10 protein-coding genes are annotated in these 15,580 nt (G+C 59.1%); 9 read left to right on the forward strand and 1 reads right to left on the reverse strand.

Annotated features, from left to right (window positions below):
• The first annotated feature begins 190 nt into the window (after positions 1 to 190).
• The 4 genes from KBF66_RS00700 to KBF66_RS00715 all read left to right on the forward strand — a co-directional run bounded on the left by KBF66_RS00700 (position 191) and on the right by KBF66_RS00715 (position 5,488).
• A complete protein-coding gene (locus KBF66_RS00700; RefSeq protein ID WP_296650439.1) occupies positions 191 to 2,518 on the forward strand; it encodes a TonB-dependent receptor in 2,328 nt (775 codons plus the stop codon).
• 108 nt (positions 2,519 to 2,626) lie between these two features.
• Positions 2,627 to 3,262, forward strand: coding sequence for a Crp/Fnr family transcriptional regulator (locus KBF66_RS00705; RefSeq protein WP_296650442.1), 636 nt, complete (start codon positions 2,627 to 2,629; stop codon positions 3,260 to 3,262).
• A 106-nt stretch (positions 3,263 to 3,368) separates the two neighbouring features.
• Positions 3,369 to 4,184: a PhaM family polyhydroxyalkanoate granule multifunctional regulatory protein gene (locus KBF66_RS00710; RefSeq protein ID WP_296650445.1), complete on the forward strand. Its 816-nt coding sequence runs from the start codon at positions 3,369 to 3,371 to the stop codon at positions 4,182 to 4,184.
• A gap of 35 nt (positions 4,185 to 4,219) precedes the next feature.
• A complete protein-coding gene (locus KBF66_RS00715) occupies positions 4,220 to 5,488 on the forward strand; it encodes an FIST C-terminal domain-containing protein (protein ID WP_296650448.1) in 1,269 nt (422 codons plus the stop codon).
• Between the two features lie 28 nt (positions 5,489 to 5,516).
• Here the strand turns inward: KBF66_RS00715 and KBF66_RS00720 are convergent, their stop codons facing one another.
• The gene (locus KBF66_RS00720; protein WP_296650451.1) at positions 5,517 to 9,284 is read right to left on the reverse strand and encodes a CHASE domain-containing protein; all 3,768 of its coding nucleotides are present in this window, start codon (positions 9,282 to 9,284) and stop codon (positions 5,517 to 5,519) included.
• Between the two features lie 109 nt (positions 9,285 to 9,393).
• Here KBF66_RS00720 and dtd point away from each other — a divergent pair, with 109 nt between their 5' ends.
• The 5 genes from dtd to KBF66_RS00745 all read left to right on the forward strand — a co-directional run bounded on the left by dtd (position 9,394) and on the right by KBF66_RS00745 (position 15,510).
• The gene (dtd, locus tag KBF66_RS00725) at positions 9,394 to 9,852 is read left to right on the forward strand and encodes a D-aminoacyl-tRNA deacylase (protein ID WP_296650454.1); all 459 of its coding nucleotides are present in this window, start codon (positions 9,394 to 9,396) and stop codon (positions 9,850 to 9,852) included.
• A 35-nt stretch (positions 9,853 to 9,887) separates the two neighbouring features.
• The gene (rodA, locus tag KBF66_RS00730; protein WP_296650458.1) at positions 9,888 to 11,042 is read left to right on the forward strand and encodes a rod shape-determining protein RodA; all 1,155 of its coding nucleotides are present in this window, start codon (positions 9,888 to 9,890) and stop codon (positions 11,040 to 11,042) included.
• Between the two features lie 29 nt (positions 11,043 to 11,071).
• On the forward strand, positions 11,072 to 12,532 hold the full coding sequence (gene tldD / locus KBF66_RS00735) for a metalloprotease TldD (RefSeq protein ID WP_296650464.1): 1,461 nt from the start codon (positions 11,072 to 11,074) through the stop codon (positions 12,530 to 12,532).
• Between the two features lie 125 nt (positions 12,533 to 12,657).
• Positions 12,658 to 14,115 (forward strand): S41 family peptidase, encoded by a 1,458-nt coding sequence (locus KBF66_RS00740; RefSeq protein WP_296650468.1) that lies wholly within the window; start codon positions 12,658 to 12,660, stop codon positions 14,113 to 14,115.
• A gap of 246 nt (positions 14,116 to 14,361) precedes the next feature.
• Positions 14,362 to 15,510, forward strand: coding sequence for a 3-deoxy-7-phosphoheptulonate synthase (locus tag KBF66_RS00745; RefSeq protein WP_296650474.1), 1,149 nt, complete (start codon positions 14,362 to 14,364; stop codon positions 15,508 to 15,510).
• Positions 15,511 to 15,580: the final 70 nt, after the last annotated feature.

Below are 15,580 nucleotides of genomic sequence, written 5' to 3' on the forward strand. Positions count from 1 at the left end.
CGCTTATTCAGTAAGCGCTTGAAGTCGATTTGATCAGTATCTTTGGGCTATCGCGCCCGTCTTTTTGCGGCACTTTGCCAGTGCTGCCTGTTTGATTCTAATTTTGTAGCTTCCAGCGCAATCTGGATAAGGGCTACAGGATCATTTCTCATATTTTCTCGACACTTTCTCACGCCTTATCAGGTCCACCATGCCCACATTTCAATTCTCGAAACTACCCCGCGCCATCGCCTTGGCCTTGCCGGCACTGTCAATGCTCTGCAGCCAGGCACTGGCGCAAAGCACCAACACCCTGCCACCCGTGACCGTGAATGCCAACAAGACCAAGACCGCCCCAGTGCCCAGCCCCGAAGTGGTTAGCCCAGCCAGCCTGGCGGGTGGGCTATCCGCCACCAGCGACACCGCCAGCCTGTTGCGCGACGTGCCGGGCTTGAGCCTGTATGGCGCAGGCGGAGTTTCCAGCCTGCCCGCCATTCACGGCCTGGCCGATGACCGGCTGCGCATCAAGGTCGATGGCATGGACCTGATTGCCTCTTGCCCCAACCACATGAATCCGGCGCTGTCGTACATCGACCCGACCAGCGTCGGCGCGTTGCAGGTGTACGCCGGCATTGCACCGGTCAGCACCGGCGGCGACTCGATTGGCGGCACCATCGTTGCCGAATCGCGCCCACCCGTCTTTGCCGCACCCGGTGTTGGCAGCATCACCCAGGGTGAGATTGGCGCGTTTTACCGCAGCAACAACCAGGCCAGCGGTGCCAATGTCGCCGCCACCTACGCCACCGAAGCCTTCAGCATCAGCTACCGGGGCTCTACGGCCAAAGCCGACAACTACAGCGCCGGCGCCGACTTTAAAAACTACGACTTTACCGGCCGCGTGGGCCACACGCTCGCGCGCGATGAGGTCGGCTCCACCGCTTACGAGACAACCAACCACCTGCTGGCGCTGGCCTACCGCAACGACCGCCACCTGTTTGAGGCCAAGTTGGGCGTGCAAGACATGCCGTTCCAGCTCTACCCGAGCCAGCGCATGGATATGTTGGACAACCAGCAAAACAGCATCAACCTGCGCTACCTGGGTGAATTCGACTGGGGCCAGGTGGAAGCGCGCGTCTACCACGAGAAGGTTGACCATTTCATGGACTTTGGTGCTGACAAGCGCTACTGGTACGGCGGCTCCACCACCAATGGCGTGGTGGTTGGCTCGGGTGGTGCCACCGCCTTGAACGGCATCCCTTGCAGCCCGATCAGCATGACATGTGCGGCTGGCATGCCGATGTACACCGAAGGCAAAACCACCGGTGCCAGCGTGCGCGCCGACATTGCGCTCAGCCCGCAAAACCTGCTGCGCGTCGGTGGCGAACTGCAAAAGTACCGCATCAACGACTGGTGGACCCCCTCGGGTGGCGGCATGTGGCCGGGCACCTTCTGGAACATCAATGACGGCCAGCGTGATCGCACTGCGGCCTACGCCGAATGGGAGGCCCGCAGGAGCGACCAGTGGCTGACGCTGCTGGGGGCCCGCGTCGAGCAGGTCAAGATGGATGCGGGCACGGTGCGTGGCTACAACACGGCCGCTACCGCCATGGGTTTCCAGGCGCGTGACGCAGCCAATTTCAACGCGCTGGACCACAACACCACCGACAACAACTTTGACCTGACGGCAATGGCCCGCTACACCGCCAGCCCCAGCTACGAGATCGAGTTTGGTTACGCCCACAAGGTGCGCTCACCCAACGTCTATGAGCGCTTCCCTTGGTCCACCTGGCAGATGGCGGCGCTGATGAACAACTTTGTTGGCGACGGCAATGGCTACATTGGCAACCCCGACCTCAAGCCCGAGTCAGCCAACACGCTCTCAGCCACTTTCGACTGGCATGGCGCTGACCGCAGCTGGGGTTTCAAGGCCACGCCGTATGTCACGCAGGTCAGCAACTACATCGATGCGCAGCAGTGGAACGCCACCACCAATGCTCCCGCTACCGTGCTGGCCACCAACAAATTCAGTGTACTGCGCTATGTCAACCAGTCGGCGCGCCTGTATGGTGTGGACTTGTCGGGCTACCTGCCGCTGGCCAAGACCAGCATGGGCGACTTTGGTCTGAAAGGCTTGCTCAACTACACCCACGGCGGCAACCAGGACACCGGTGACGGCCTGTACAACATCATGCCGCTGAACGCCAAACTCATCGTGACCCAGAAAACCGGCGCCTGGGACAACAGCCTGGAACTGGTCGGCGTCAAGGCCAAGACTGATGTGTCAACCATGCGCAACGAAGTCAAGACACCAGGCTATGGTCTGGTCAACCTGCGCACCAGCTACACCTGGAAACAGGTGCGGGTGGACTTTGGCATTGAGAACCTGTTTGACAAGTTCTACTACTTGCCCACAGGTGGCATCTACACCGGCCAGGGCACCACCATGAGCAATCCGGCGCTGCCCAACTACCCGCAGTGGGGTACGGCCGTGCCGGGCATGGGCCGCTCGGTGTATGTGGGCTTGAATGTGAAGTTCTAAGCCCCAACTGCTCTTTGGCCCAAGCTGCAAGGCGCTTCTCTTCATATAGCTGGTAGCGCATTGCTCATAAGGGCTAGAGGCTTGTTTCATATGAAAACTGGAGTCATCATGAGTACCGCAACCCGCGACACCACTTGCCTGCACCTTGAGCCGCGCGAAGTGTTTGCACCCGATGCACCGCACCAACTGTGGCGTGTGGCCTCGGGCGCATTGCGCATTGACAGCGCCCCGCCGGATGAAGCCAACCGCTTTGTGCGCCTGGCGCTGCCCGGCGATGTGATTGGCGTGGAGCAGTGGGCGGGCACCAACGACCACCTGAGCCTGCGCGCGCTGATCGATGCCAGCCTGACCCCGGTGGAGGCCAGCGGCCCGCAGATGATGCAGGTTTTGATGGAAACCGTGGTGGTGGCACACCAGCGCTGCCGCGAGGTGGTCACACTGCGCTCGGGGCCGGTGGCGCAGCGCATCAAGGCCTTGCTGCTGATGTTTGCGCAGGGGCGGCGCGCTGGCAGCGGTTTGGTGGCCGATTGCCCGGTGCCCTACCTGGCCGACCTGAGCGACATTGTGGACGCCGCCCCCGAAACCGTCTCGCGCGTGCTCGCCAGCATGCGCGAGCACGACTTTTTGCAGGACCGCAAACCGCAAAAGGCGCGCTTCAGCAGCCAGGCACTCAAGGGCCTGGAGATGGTGGCGGGTATGTCGGCGGTGCGTCCAGCGCGCAAGTTGCGCGCCGTACCGGCCTGATTGCACTCTTGACGGGTGTCGGCAGGGCCGAACTGTTGCGCAGCGAGGGCCGCATTCGGTTAAGCTGCAGCTTGTGCAGTCTGGACAACCCTTTACGGAGACCTTTATGAGCGATTCGCAGAATTCCGGTTTTGGCAAATTTGTACCTGGTTTTGATTTTTTACAAAATCTGGCCAAGAGTGCGTCACAAACGGTGCCCCAAATGCCCAATATGGCCAACTGGATTGCGCCGACGATGAGTGTCGAAGAACTCGAAAAACGCATTGACGATCTGAAGGCGGTGCATTTCTGGCTCGACCAGAACGCCAAGGCGCTGGCCGCGACCATTCAAGCGCTTGAAGTGCAGAAGATGACGCTGGCCACCCTGAAGGGGATGAACTTCAACCTGGGTGACGTGGCCAACGCTTTCAAGCTCAAAGCGGCAGATTCGGTGTATTCCGGCGTGCAAAAAGTGACAGAAAAGGCTGCATCCACCGCCAAAACGGTGGCTGATGTGGCCGAACAGACCGAGGAAATCGCCAAGAAAGTGGGGGATGCCGCCAAACCGGCCGCCGCTGCGGCCATGGCCGGATTGGTCGACCCGATGCATTTATGGTCGTCACTGACACAGCAGTTCCAGACCATTGCGGCCAGTGCCATGAAGGAGGCCACACGCGCAACCGCCATGGACACGGCGATGGACATGGGCAAAAACCTGGCCCGCGGTGTAGCCAAAGGAGTGGTCAAGGAAGCCGAGAAAGCCGGCAAAAAGGCGGCTCAAGCGGCCGCAGCCAAAAAAACCGTGGTGAGGAATACTGCTGCCAGCAGCGTCACCAAGCCCGCCGCCAAAGCGGCTGCCAAAGGTGCCGCGCGTACAGCGGCCAAGCCTGCCGGCAAAGTGCCAGCTCAAGGTAGCCGTCGCAGCAGCCCGCGCAGTCGCTGAGTGTTATTGGGCAAACCGGCCCTGATTGTGCGCGGATGAAACTGTTTCCCTATGCCCATGCCACCCATCCGCAGTGGGTCATGGCGACCAATCTGGTGCTGGCGCAATTGCGGGCACAAATGGCGCTGCACGGGTACGCCAGCAACCCGACGCTTGGGCTGCTTTACATCACGGACCACTATGTGGCCGATGCCACCGCCATCCTGGCGCACCTGAGTGCCGAATTGCCCGAGTTGACCGATTGGTCCGGCACGGTGGGTGTAGGCATTGCCTCCAACAATGTGGAGTACATGGACGAACCCGCGTTGGCGGTGATGCTGTGTGAACTGTCGCCAGATCAATACCGGGTGTTTTCCGGGGTGTCGCCGTTGGGGTTGACGTTTGATGCCCACACGGCGCTGGTCCATGCTGACGGAGGCACCCCTGACCTGGCGGAACTGGTGAGTGAACTGGCGGAACGCACCGGTTCCGGATTTGTATTTGGCGGCTTGTCTTCCAGTCGTGCGGCTGCCGTGCAGTTTGCTGTTTCGGGGGATGGCAACGTCAAAGGGCAGGGGGCTGCCAGCGGGGTATTCAGCGGCGGACTCAGCGGTGTCGCTTTTGGTGCCGGCGTCAACCTGATTTCGCGGGTGACGCAAGGATGCCTGCCGGTGTCGCGGGCGCATCGCGTGACCGCGGCAGACCAGAATGTGGTGTTGGGTCTGGACCATGAACCGGCGCTTGAGGTGATGCTGCGTGAGCTCAAGGTTTCGCTGCAGCAGCCGCGTGAGGCGCTGCAGGCAGTGCGCGCCACACTGGTCGGACTGACGGCAGCGTCGGGTCTGCATGCGTCGCGGGAACTGCCAACGGTGACACGCACCGGCAATTTTGGCAGCGACGTGATGGTGCGGCATATCATCGGTCTGGATCCCGCCCGAGCCGGCATTGCGGTGGCGGCCAAGGTCCATGAAGGCATGGAGTTGGCCTTTTGCCGGCGCGACATGCAGGCGGCGCGTGCTGATCTGATGCGCGTGTGCGCCGAGATTCGCGAGGAACTTGAGCCGCAGGAACTGGCGTTGGAGTCCGCTACCGCGCTGGCGGCGTCAGAAGCCGAAGCAGCACCCCATCCCGCGCGCGGTATTGCGGGGGCCATTTATGTCAGCTGCACCGGCCGTGGCGGAGCGCATTTTGGTGGCCCCAGCGCCGAACTGCAGATCATTCGGCGCGCTTTGGGCGATGTGCCTCTGGTGGGGTTTTTTGCCGGCGGTGAGATTGCGCGTAACCATATCTATGGCTACACCGGCGTGTTGACGGTTTTTACCTGACACGGAACCGCTCAACCGCCGTTGGTGCTTAGCCCTTGCCTGCCGATGCGGGGTGACGTGCGGTCACCCGCAGCAGCACCTGTACCAAATGGGCCATGTTGAAGGGTTTACCCACATGGTCGTTCATGCCGGCGGCCAGACAGGCTTCGCGGTCGCTGTCCATGGCGTTGGCGGTCATTGCCACCACGGGTAACTCGCTGGCGTTCCAGCGGGCCCGAATGGCCAGTGTGGCCGCCAAACCATCCATCACCGGCATTTGCATGTCCATCAACACCACATCAAAGTGACTGCCGGGTGCTTGCAGCATGTCCAGTGCTTCCTGTCCATGGTTGGCAAGTTCAACCACGGCACCTTCTCCGGTGAGCAGTTCACTGGCAATCTGCTGGTTGACAAAGTTATCTTCGGCGACCAGCACCCGCATGCCCGCCAGGCTGCTGGGCAAGGGTGCCGACAAGGCTGATGCCGGGCCGGGCGCGGGCGCCGCTTGGTGACTCTCGGGTGCCAGATCCAACGCCAGGGTAAAGTAAAAGCGGCTCCCCTGCCCGAGGGCACTTTGCAATTCGAGTTTGCCACCCATCATCTCGATCAGGCGCTGGCTGATGGCCAGGCCCAAACCGGTGCCGCCGTAGCGCCGGCTGGTGGAGGCTTCGGCTTGTGTGAAACCACTGAAAATCCGGGACTGGTTCTCCGGCGCAATGCCAATGCCCTCGTCTTGCACGGCAAACTGAAGGCGTGCCCGGTGGCTGTCCAGATCCAGGCATTGGATGGACAGGCTCACCGTGCCGCGCTCGGTGAATTTGACCGCATTGCCACACAAATTGACCAGAATTTGCCGCAGGCGCATGGCGTCGCCGACCAATCGCTGGGGCAGCCCCGTTGCCAGATCAAGCCGCATGTCGACCGGTTTGGAGCCGATGTAGGCGTGCACGATGACACTCAGATCGTCCACCAGTTGACCCAGCACGAACGGCTGCAAGTCCAGCGTCATGCGCCCGGCTTCCGCTTTGGACAGGTCCAGGATATCGTCGAGCAAGCCCAGCAGTGAGCGAGCCGCCGACTCGCTCTTGGCGGCATAGTCGGCCTGACGCGGCGTCAACTCGGTTTTGCCGAGCAGGGTCAGCATGCCCAACACGGCGTTCATGGGCGTGCGGATTTCGTGGCTCATATTGGCGAGGAACTGGCTCTTGGAGCGTGATGCGTCCTGAGCGGCCTCGGTGGCCTGCACCAGTTCCGTGATGTCCACCCTAAACCCGACGGTATATCCATTGGGCATACGACGCTCGACAATGCGCAGCGTGCGTCCGTCACTGAGTTTTTGTGTCAGGTGGGACTGTGTTTGGCGGTGCTGGGCCAAGCGTTCACTTACCCATTTTTCGATCTCGCTGTCATTGGCGCTGTCAACTTGTGCAAACTGGCTGTGTTGCGCTGCATAGCGGATGATTTGTTCAAAACTATTGCCGACTTGCAGGATGTCCTGCGCCAGCGGGTAGAGGTCACGGTAAGGCTGGTTGAACATGGCCAGCCGGTCCTGATCATCGAACAGCACGAATGCTTCGTCAACCGCATCGATTGAGCCCTGCAACAGTTCAGCGTTGCGCTGCGCCAGATCTTCGATACGCCGACGTTCGCTGATGTCCTCAAACAGGTAAAAGCGTCCAAAGTACTGATCGTTCTCGTCGCGAATCTGGGTCGTGTAGCGCCTTATGATGCGTCCGCCAAGTAGTCTGACTTCGTCTTCCAGCACCACGCGGGCGTTGATATCCTGCAGCGGCAGGCATGAGGCGACGTAGGCGTCGGCATCTTCAATCCCTTGCAGGTAATACAGTGTGGTGTCGGAGTTCTTGAGTTTGCCGCTTTGCATGTCGTTCGCCAGGTGGCTGATGCCCCAGATCTCGCAGAAGCGGTGGTTGAAATAGAGGATGCGATCGTCACGCCCGTCCACCACCAGAAAGCCCAGCGGCGACGAGTTCGACATCTGTTGCAGCAGCGACTGATTCCAGCGCAACGCCTGTTCTGCCTGTTTCTTGTCAGTAATGTCGATGCGGATCGCCACAAACTTGACAATGGCACCGTCGTCACCAATGAAGGGGGCAATGAAGGTGTCAGCCCAAAACAGGCGACCGTCCTTGGCGCGATTGCAAATCTCGCCACGCCAGGGCAGGCCAGAGGAAATCTCGCGCCACATGTCGGCCCAGAACGCCTGGTTGTGAACGCCCGATCTCAACAGGTGGTGGTTCTGCCCGATCAACTCGCTCTTGTCAAAGCCGCTGATGCGGCAAAAGGCGTCATTCACGTCCAGAATGCTTCCGCGGCTGTCGGCGGTCGACACGATACCCAGCAAGTCCAGCGTGCTGAGCAGCGCATCGTTGTCGCGCTGGGCTGCTTCCAGCAGTGACTGGGCACGCAGGCTCTCGGTGATATCGGACTGAATGGCCATGAAACCGCTCAGTTCACCGCCATCGTCGCGCATTGGCTGGATTTCAATGGCCAGCCAGTAGTCGTGCCCCAGTTTGCTGCGGTTGAGGATTTTGCAGGTGAAGGCCTGCTGATGGTCCAGTGCGTGACGTATTTGGCGTACTGTGTTCTGGTCGGTTTGATCAGTTTGCAGCAGCGCCGGGGATCTGCCGATCACTTCCGCGAGGCTGTAACCCGAGATCCGCTCAAAGGCCGGGTTCACCCAGGTGATGTGTCTGGCCGTATCGGTAATGACCACGGCATTGGAGGTGTTCTGTGCCACCAGCGCCAGTCGCTTGAGGTCGGCTGTCATGTGGCGTGCCAGTTGCTCTGCCTTTCGGCGTGCGCTGGACTGCTGTTGCAACAGCAAGGCCAGCAGCATGCTGGTGAGGCAGCCGAACAGGCCGGTCAGCCAGGGCACATCACTGCTGACTTCGGCCTCAAAAAAGGCACTGCTGTCCGTTGTCAGCAGAAGTTGACGACCCAATACGTTGATGGTCTGCCTTGCATGAAACCGGCGTGAGCCCTCCAACTGGTTGGTGTGAAGCAGCGCATCGGACGGCTCATTGATACCGGTATCGGTCAGTGACATATGCAGTGCGAAGCCGGTTGCTTCATCCAGTCCCTTAAACAGCTCTGCCACAACCATGGGTGCCGAGAGCAGGCCAAGCAAAGCGTCCCGTCGCTCCAGTGCCGAATTCAGGCGGGCCACTTTTTTGTAAAGCGGCATGTAGATGATGACACCTGCAGACTCCCCGCGGTCCTGTACCAGTCGCAGCGGCGCCGTCATCGTTGGTTCCGCACTGTCCACAGCGAGTTCTATGGCAGCGCGTCGCGTGGCTTCGGACCCCAGATCCAGCCCGAGGACGCCGCCGTTGTCGATCGCTGGTTCAATCACCTTGACCACGTACAGGGTCGGATGCTGATCGTTACCCAGGCTGCGCAGTGCAAAGTCAGGCGAATCGTCGGCCCGCTCGCGCGCCAGGAACGCGTCGATTTGCTCGCGCTCAACCCGCTCCACAAAACCCAAGCCTCTCACCCCGGGGAATTCATTGGGCAAATCGCGTGAAAAGACGTAATCGGTAAATTCGCTGCGAGAGACACTCTCGCTGGCAATATAGAAACCGCGCAAACCACCAAGTCCCGAGACCGGATGTTTCAATCGGCGCACAATTTCGTCGACGAGGCGTTGATTGGCACGCTGGAACTGGGTGTTGGCTTGCGACTTGAACCGGTAATCAAGGTAGAAAGCAGCCGCCAGCGACATGGCCACGCCGACAATAAGCAGGCTCCAGGAAACAGCCGTTCCAGACGGCAACTGGCGACCAAGCCGAAGTTTCATTTTTTTGTTGGGTGTTCAACGAATAGATTTTTGGATTGATTATGCACTTCAGTTTTTGCGATGTGGGGGGTGCGACAGCGCCTGGCGGGTGGTTGGGGGGATGGCGCTCATGATGGCCCTGCTGCAACGCGTCAAGCAAGCGCACGTCGAGATTGCCGGCCAGGTTTGCGGGAGCATCGGTGCCGGTTTGCTGGTGCTGCTGTGTGCCGAGCCGGGGGACACACCTGGCCATGGTGAACGCATGTTGGCAAAAATCCTCAGGTTGCGCGTCTTTGCCGATGCCAACGGCAAAATGAACCACAGTCTGCAGGACATGGACGGGCAGGGCCAGGCGGGTGGTCTGCTGATCGTCAGCCAGTTCACGCTGGCAGCGGATACCACGCGCGGTAACCGGCCAGGGTTTACTGGCGCGGCTGATCCTGGTCTGGGGCAACAACTTTACATGGACTTCGTGGCGCTGGCGCGCCAGCAGCATGACCAGGTGCAGACCGGGGAGTTTGGTGCCGACATGCAGGTGCATCTGGTCAACGACGGCCCGGTGACGATTCCGCTGCGCATTGCACCATGACCGGCAGCCACCCGGCTTGACGATAATCGCGCCCCATGTCCAGGGTTTTTGATCGTCCTTCCTTGCTGCGCCGGCTGTCGCCCTGGTTTTCGGGTTTTGACGGACCGTTGGCCTTTGCCGTGTTTGTTCTGGCATGTGCGGGCCTGATGGTGATGTACTCCTCCGGCTTTGACCACGGCAGTCGCTTCGAGGATCACGGTCGCAACATGCTGATTGCGGGAGGCATCATGTTTGTGGTGGCGCAGATTCCACCACAGCGCCTGATGACCATGGCTGTGCCCTTGTACGCAGTGGGTATGACCCTGCTGATTGCGGTCGCCATTTTTGGCGTCAGCAAGAAAGGAGCCCGCCGCTGGCTCAGTGTGGGTGTCACCATCCAGCCCAGCGAGATTCTCAAGATTGCCATGCCGCTGATGTTGGCCTGGTGGTTCCAGAAGCGTGAAGGTCAACTGCGGATGCTGGATTTTTTGGTGGCGGGGGTTTTGCTGGCGCTGCCGGTTGGCCTGATCATGAAGCAGCCGGATCTGGGTACTGCCCTGCTGGTTTTGGCGGCCGGGCTGTCCGTCATTTATTTTGCCGGACTGAGCTGGAAATTGGTGGCGCCACCGCTGCTGCTGGGGGCCATCGGGATCGCGCTGCTGGTGCTGTATGAGCCGGAGTTGTGTGCCAAAGGGGTCGACTGGCCCTTGCTGCGCGACTACCAGCAGCAACGGGTGTGTACTTTGTTGGACCCGACCCGCGACCCATTGGGAAAGGGCTTTCACATCATCCAGGGCATGATCGCCATTGGCTCTGGCGGTTTTTGGGGCAAGGGGTTCATGCAGGGGACGCAAACACACCTGGAATTCATCCCCGAACGGACCACCGATTTCATTTTTGCCGCCTATTCAGAAGAGTTTGGCCTGTTTGGCAACCTGCTGCTGATTGCGACGTTTTTCTTTTTGGTGCTCAGGGCTTTGGTGATTGCGCTGGAGGCCCCCACGGTTTTCACACGCTTGCTGGCAGCTGCTATGGCGATGATTTTCTTTTGTTACGCCTTTGTCAATATGGGCATGGTCAGCGGCATCTTGCCGGTGGTCGGGGTGCCACTGCCCTTTATCAGTTATGGCGGCACCGCGATGGTGACCTTGGGGCTGGGTCTGGGCATCCTGATGTCGGTGGCCAAGTCCAAGCGGCTGGTGCAGTCCTGAGTTTTGGCGCAAGTCCTAGAATCAGGCGCATGATTTCACGCGAACCCACCATCGAACGCCTGGCGGTTGCCAAGTCCCTACTGCTGACACCTTTCGGGCTGGATGAGGTCCATTTGCGACGGGCCCTTGCCAACATCAAGACCCATCAGGTCGATGAGGCGGACCTGTATTTCCAGTACACCCGCAGTGAGGGATGGAGCCTGGAGGAGGGGATTGTCAAGACCGGCTCGTTCTCGATTGACCAGGGGATGGGTGTGCGTGCGGTCAGCGGTGAGCGCACTGCTTTCGCCTATTCGGACGACATTTCTGAGGCATCGCTGCTGGATGCCGCTCGGACGGTGCGAACGATTGGTGCTGCGGCGCAGGCACAGAAAGTGCAAGTTGCTTCCAGGAAGATCGCAAGTACGCGGACTTTATACAAAGGCGAGGACCCGATCGGCAGTCTGGATAGCGCCTCCAAGGTGCGTTTGCTGGAGCAGGTGGAGCAGCTTGCCCGGGCCAGAGACCCGCGCGTGGTGCAGGTGATGGCGGGTCTTGCCGCTGAGTATGACGTGGTCCTGATTGCACGGGCCGATGGTGTGCTGGCGGCCGATGTTCGCCCGCTGGTCCGGCTCAGTGTGACCGTGTTTGTGGAGCAGAAAGGACGGCGCGAAGCCGGCTCAGCCGGAGGTGGAGGGCGCTTTGGTTTTGCCCATTTTGACGACGTGCTGATCCGCCAGTACGTGAATGAAGCCGTGGACGCTGCACTCACCAATCTGGCAGCCCGCCCGGCACCGGCCGGGGAGATGAGCGTGGTGCTTGGGCCGGGATGGCCAGGTATTTTGCTGCACGAGGCGATTGGGCATGGGCTGGAGGGTGACTTCAACCGCAAGGGGTCAAGCGCTTTCAGTGGCCGAATCGGGCAACGGGTTGCCGCCAGAGGTGTGACGGTTTTGGACGATGGAACAATCGCTGAACGCCGCGGCTCGCTCAATGTGGATGACGAGGGCAATGCCAGCGCCCGCAATGTGCTGATTGAGGATGGCATCCTGAAGGCCTATATTCAGGATGGGATGAACGCCCGCCTGATGGGCGTCAAGCCGACCGGCAATGGTCGGCGGGAAAGTTATGCCCATGTACCGCTGCCCCGTATGACCAACACCTACATGCTTGGCGGTGACAAAAGTCCCGAGGAGATCGTGGCGAGCATGAAAAAGGGACTGTATGCGACCAATTTTGGTGGCGGGCAGGTGGACATCACTTCCGGCAAGTTTGTGTTTTCGGCCAGCGTTGCGTATTGGGTGGAGAACGGCAAAGTCCTTTATCCCGTCAAGGGAGCGACGCTGGTGGGCAGTGGCCCGGAGTGCCTCAAGCGTGTGCGCCTGATTGGCAACGACATGCAACTTGACAGCGGCGTGGGCAGTTGTGGCAAAGAAGGGCAGAGTGTGCCAGTGGGTGTGGGGCAACCCACGCTGCGGATCGACGGGTTGACCGTGGGCGGTACGGCTTGACCCAATCACCCTGCCTGGAGGGCGTTTGAAATGGCAGTGATCGGGTTTTGGGGTTGACACCTTGTGTCGTCTGTGCAGCGGGAGCGGATGCCCAATGGTGCTCCCCTTTTGATTTGATGTTGGCCATGAATCCACCCAGAACCGTGGAGGGACCATCCGCTGCTGTGTCAAACGCCAGTTGTTGGCAGCCACATAACGCCCTTCGACGGATCGCAAAGTCAGCGTTCAAGCAGATTCAACTCCCGAACATTTGTGCACTCGGATTTGCTGGCTCCATTGGCTTTGCAGTATCTGGTACTTCTGCCGATTGGCAGTTGATATCAACCAACATTGGTAATGAAGATGCGGTCGAGACTGTCACTTTGACGCACACCTCTCTCAAGAAAGTCGCCCTGAACATTGATGAATTTCAGGGGCGGTGGATCAAGGTGACTGGTCATGTTGATGACGCATCGGTATATACAAAACTCACAATGCAGGCCTTTAAGGATGCGAACCTGACATCGAGTTCTCTGGACACGATATGTTCCCGAAGGAAAGGTCCCGCGTACTGCGAGTCTGCTGGATGGGTGCCCTACGATGCCTCCAGCGCCACGCTAACCGTCTACAGTGAAAACACGCCGGCTGTTATCTCGGAGTTACGTGTCTACAGAAGTGCCGACAACATACCGATTCAGCCAAAATCATGGGTTCGGATGTCGCGATTGATCGTGAAGATGAAAGATCTTTACTATCGAACCGAGGAAGTCAACTGGGACGATCTTCGCATGCACACCAAAGCCGCAATGGCAGCTCCTGGGGATTTTGATCCTGTCCCTGGTGCTTTGACATATGTAAAAAACAATCTGCCAGGAAGTAAGCATACTTTCTTGGTCACCAAGGAACAGCGTGCATCCGGAGCCGAGGCGATATTCAAGGAAAAAGGGACAGCAGGTGTGCTGCCCTCATGCTCTGCTGTTGGACAAGGCACTTGGAAATTAGTCCTTCCGGCCACATCGACCCTCGCGCACAAGTTGAAAACAGCCTACGTGCGCGCGGCCAACCAATGCCTTCTGAGTCAGCCTTCCAGGACAAAATGGATCCTTGACCTGCGTGACAATGGCGGTGGAGACTCAGGACTGACGATCAGTGCGATCGCTCCCCTGTTCACAGCTGGCCTGTTGTTCACATGGGTGAACGGGCAAAAAGAAGAAGTGCAGGTTTTTATTACCAATGACAGTGTGAAGATGCGCGACAAGCAGGGATTTCACCAGGTCAGCGCTGACGCATCACACGTCGGTGTCCGTGCGAATGCGCATGTCATTGCGTGGATTGGGCCTGGTTGCGGCAGTGCATGTGAAGCGACGGCCGTCGCGCTGTTGGGTCGCCCGAAAACGCGTCTTGTTGGTCAAACCACAGCCGGGTATGCCACAGGCAACGAGACAATTTTCGTGAACAAGGAATACGATTTGGCTCTGACTGCGGGACGAATGAAAGACAAGTTTGGACGATTGATCGGCGACAGCGTCGAGCCGCAGGTTTTCAACGACTCAAACGATATTGCGGAGATATTGCTATCGGGAGAGAGGCAGCATGAACATTGAATGCCATGCTCGACATACGGGCAGGATTGGAAGACCGCCAGACCTGACCGCCCGAGGACTGTGCTACATTCGTGCCCCATGAATTCGGCCTGTTTCTTTTTTAGCTATTTCTGGTTCTCACGCGCCTGCGGCGGTAGAGAGAGTAGAACGTAGCTAAAAACAAGCGACCCGATTCCTCCAAAACCGCCGGCCACCCCGGCGGTTTTTTTATGTGTTTTTGAAACCTAACTTGCAAGGATGTTTGCCATGAATGCCAAAGCTGTTGCACCTGTCGATCAGGATTACTGGTCAGGGTCTACCAATACCCATGCCACCGACCGTACCGGTCAGACCGACAACGAGCGCATCAAGGACATCACTGTGTTACCCCCACCTGAACACCTGATCCGGTTCTTTCCGATCGCGGGTACTGCGGTCGAAAAGATGATCGGCCAGACCCGCCGCAACATTCACGACATCATGGCAGGACGCGATGACCGACTGTTGCTGGTGATTGGGCCATGCTCGATCCATGACCCGGCGGCTGCCATGGACTACGCCCGTCGTCTGAAGGTACAACGCGACAAGTACGCGGGCACGCTGGAGATCGTGATGCGGGTGTACTTTGAAAAGCCGCGTACCACCGTGGGCTGGAAAGGCCTGATCAACGATCCTTATCTGGACGAAAGTTTTCGCATTGACGAGGGTCTGCGCATGGCGCGCCAGTTGCTCATCGAGATCAACCGTCTTGGCCTGCCTGCTGCCAGTGAGTTTCTGGACGTTATATCGCCGCAGTATCTGGGCGATCTGATCGCCTGGGGCGCCATTGGCGCACGTACCACCGAGAGTCAGGTGCACCGTGAACTCGCCTCGGGCCTGTCGGCACCGATCGGGTTCAAGAATGGCACCGACGGCAACATTCGCATTGCCAGCGATGCCATCCATGCCGCTGCCGGCGGGCACCACTTTTTGTCGGTGCACAAAAACGGGCAGGTGGCCATCGTGCAGACCAAGGGTAACCGCGACTGTCACGTGATCTTGCGTGGTGGCAAAGCGCCCAATTACGATGCGGCAAGTGTTGCCGCAGCCTGTGCCGAACTTGAAAAATCAAAACTTCCGCAAACCCTGATGGTCGATTGCAGCCATGCCAATAGCAGCAAGCAACATGAAAAGCAGCGCGAGGTGGCCGCGGACATCAGCACTCAGATTGCCAGTGGTTCGCGTCAGGTGTTTGGTGTCATGCTGGAAAGTCACCTGCAGGCAGGAGCACAAAAATTCACGCCGGGCAAAGACAAGGCGGACAAGCTTGAATATGGCAAAAGCATCACCGACGCCTGTCTGGGTTGGGACGACTCGCTACCGCTGCTCGATCTGTTATCACAAGCGGTGCTCGCGCGGCGTGCCATCACCCGGTGAGGCAGGATCTTTGCTTCGGTCTGCGAGTGTAGACTTCATGAAAAAAATGAAGTCTAGCGCAATATCCATA

Origin of the sequence: Rhodoferax sp. (assembly GCF_018063565.1) — a bacterium.
Taxonomy (GTDB): Bacteria; Pseudomonadota; Gammaproteobacteria; order Burkholderiales; family Burkholderiaceae_C; genus Rhodoferax.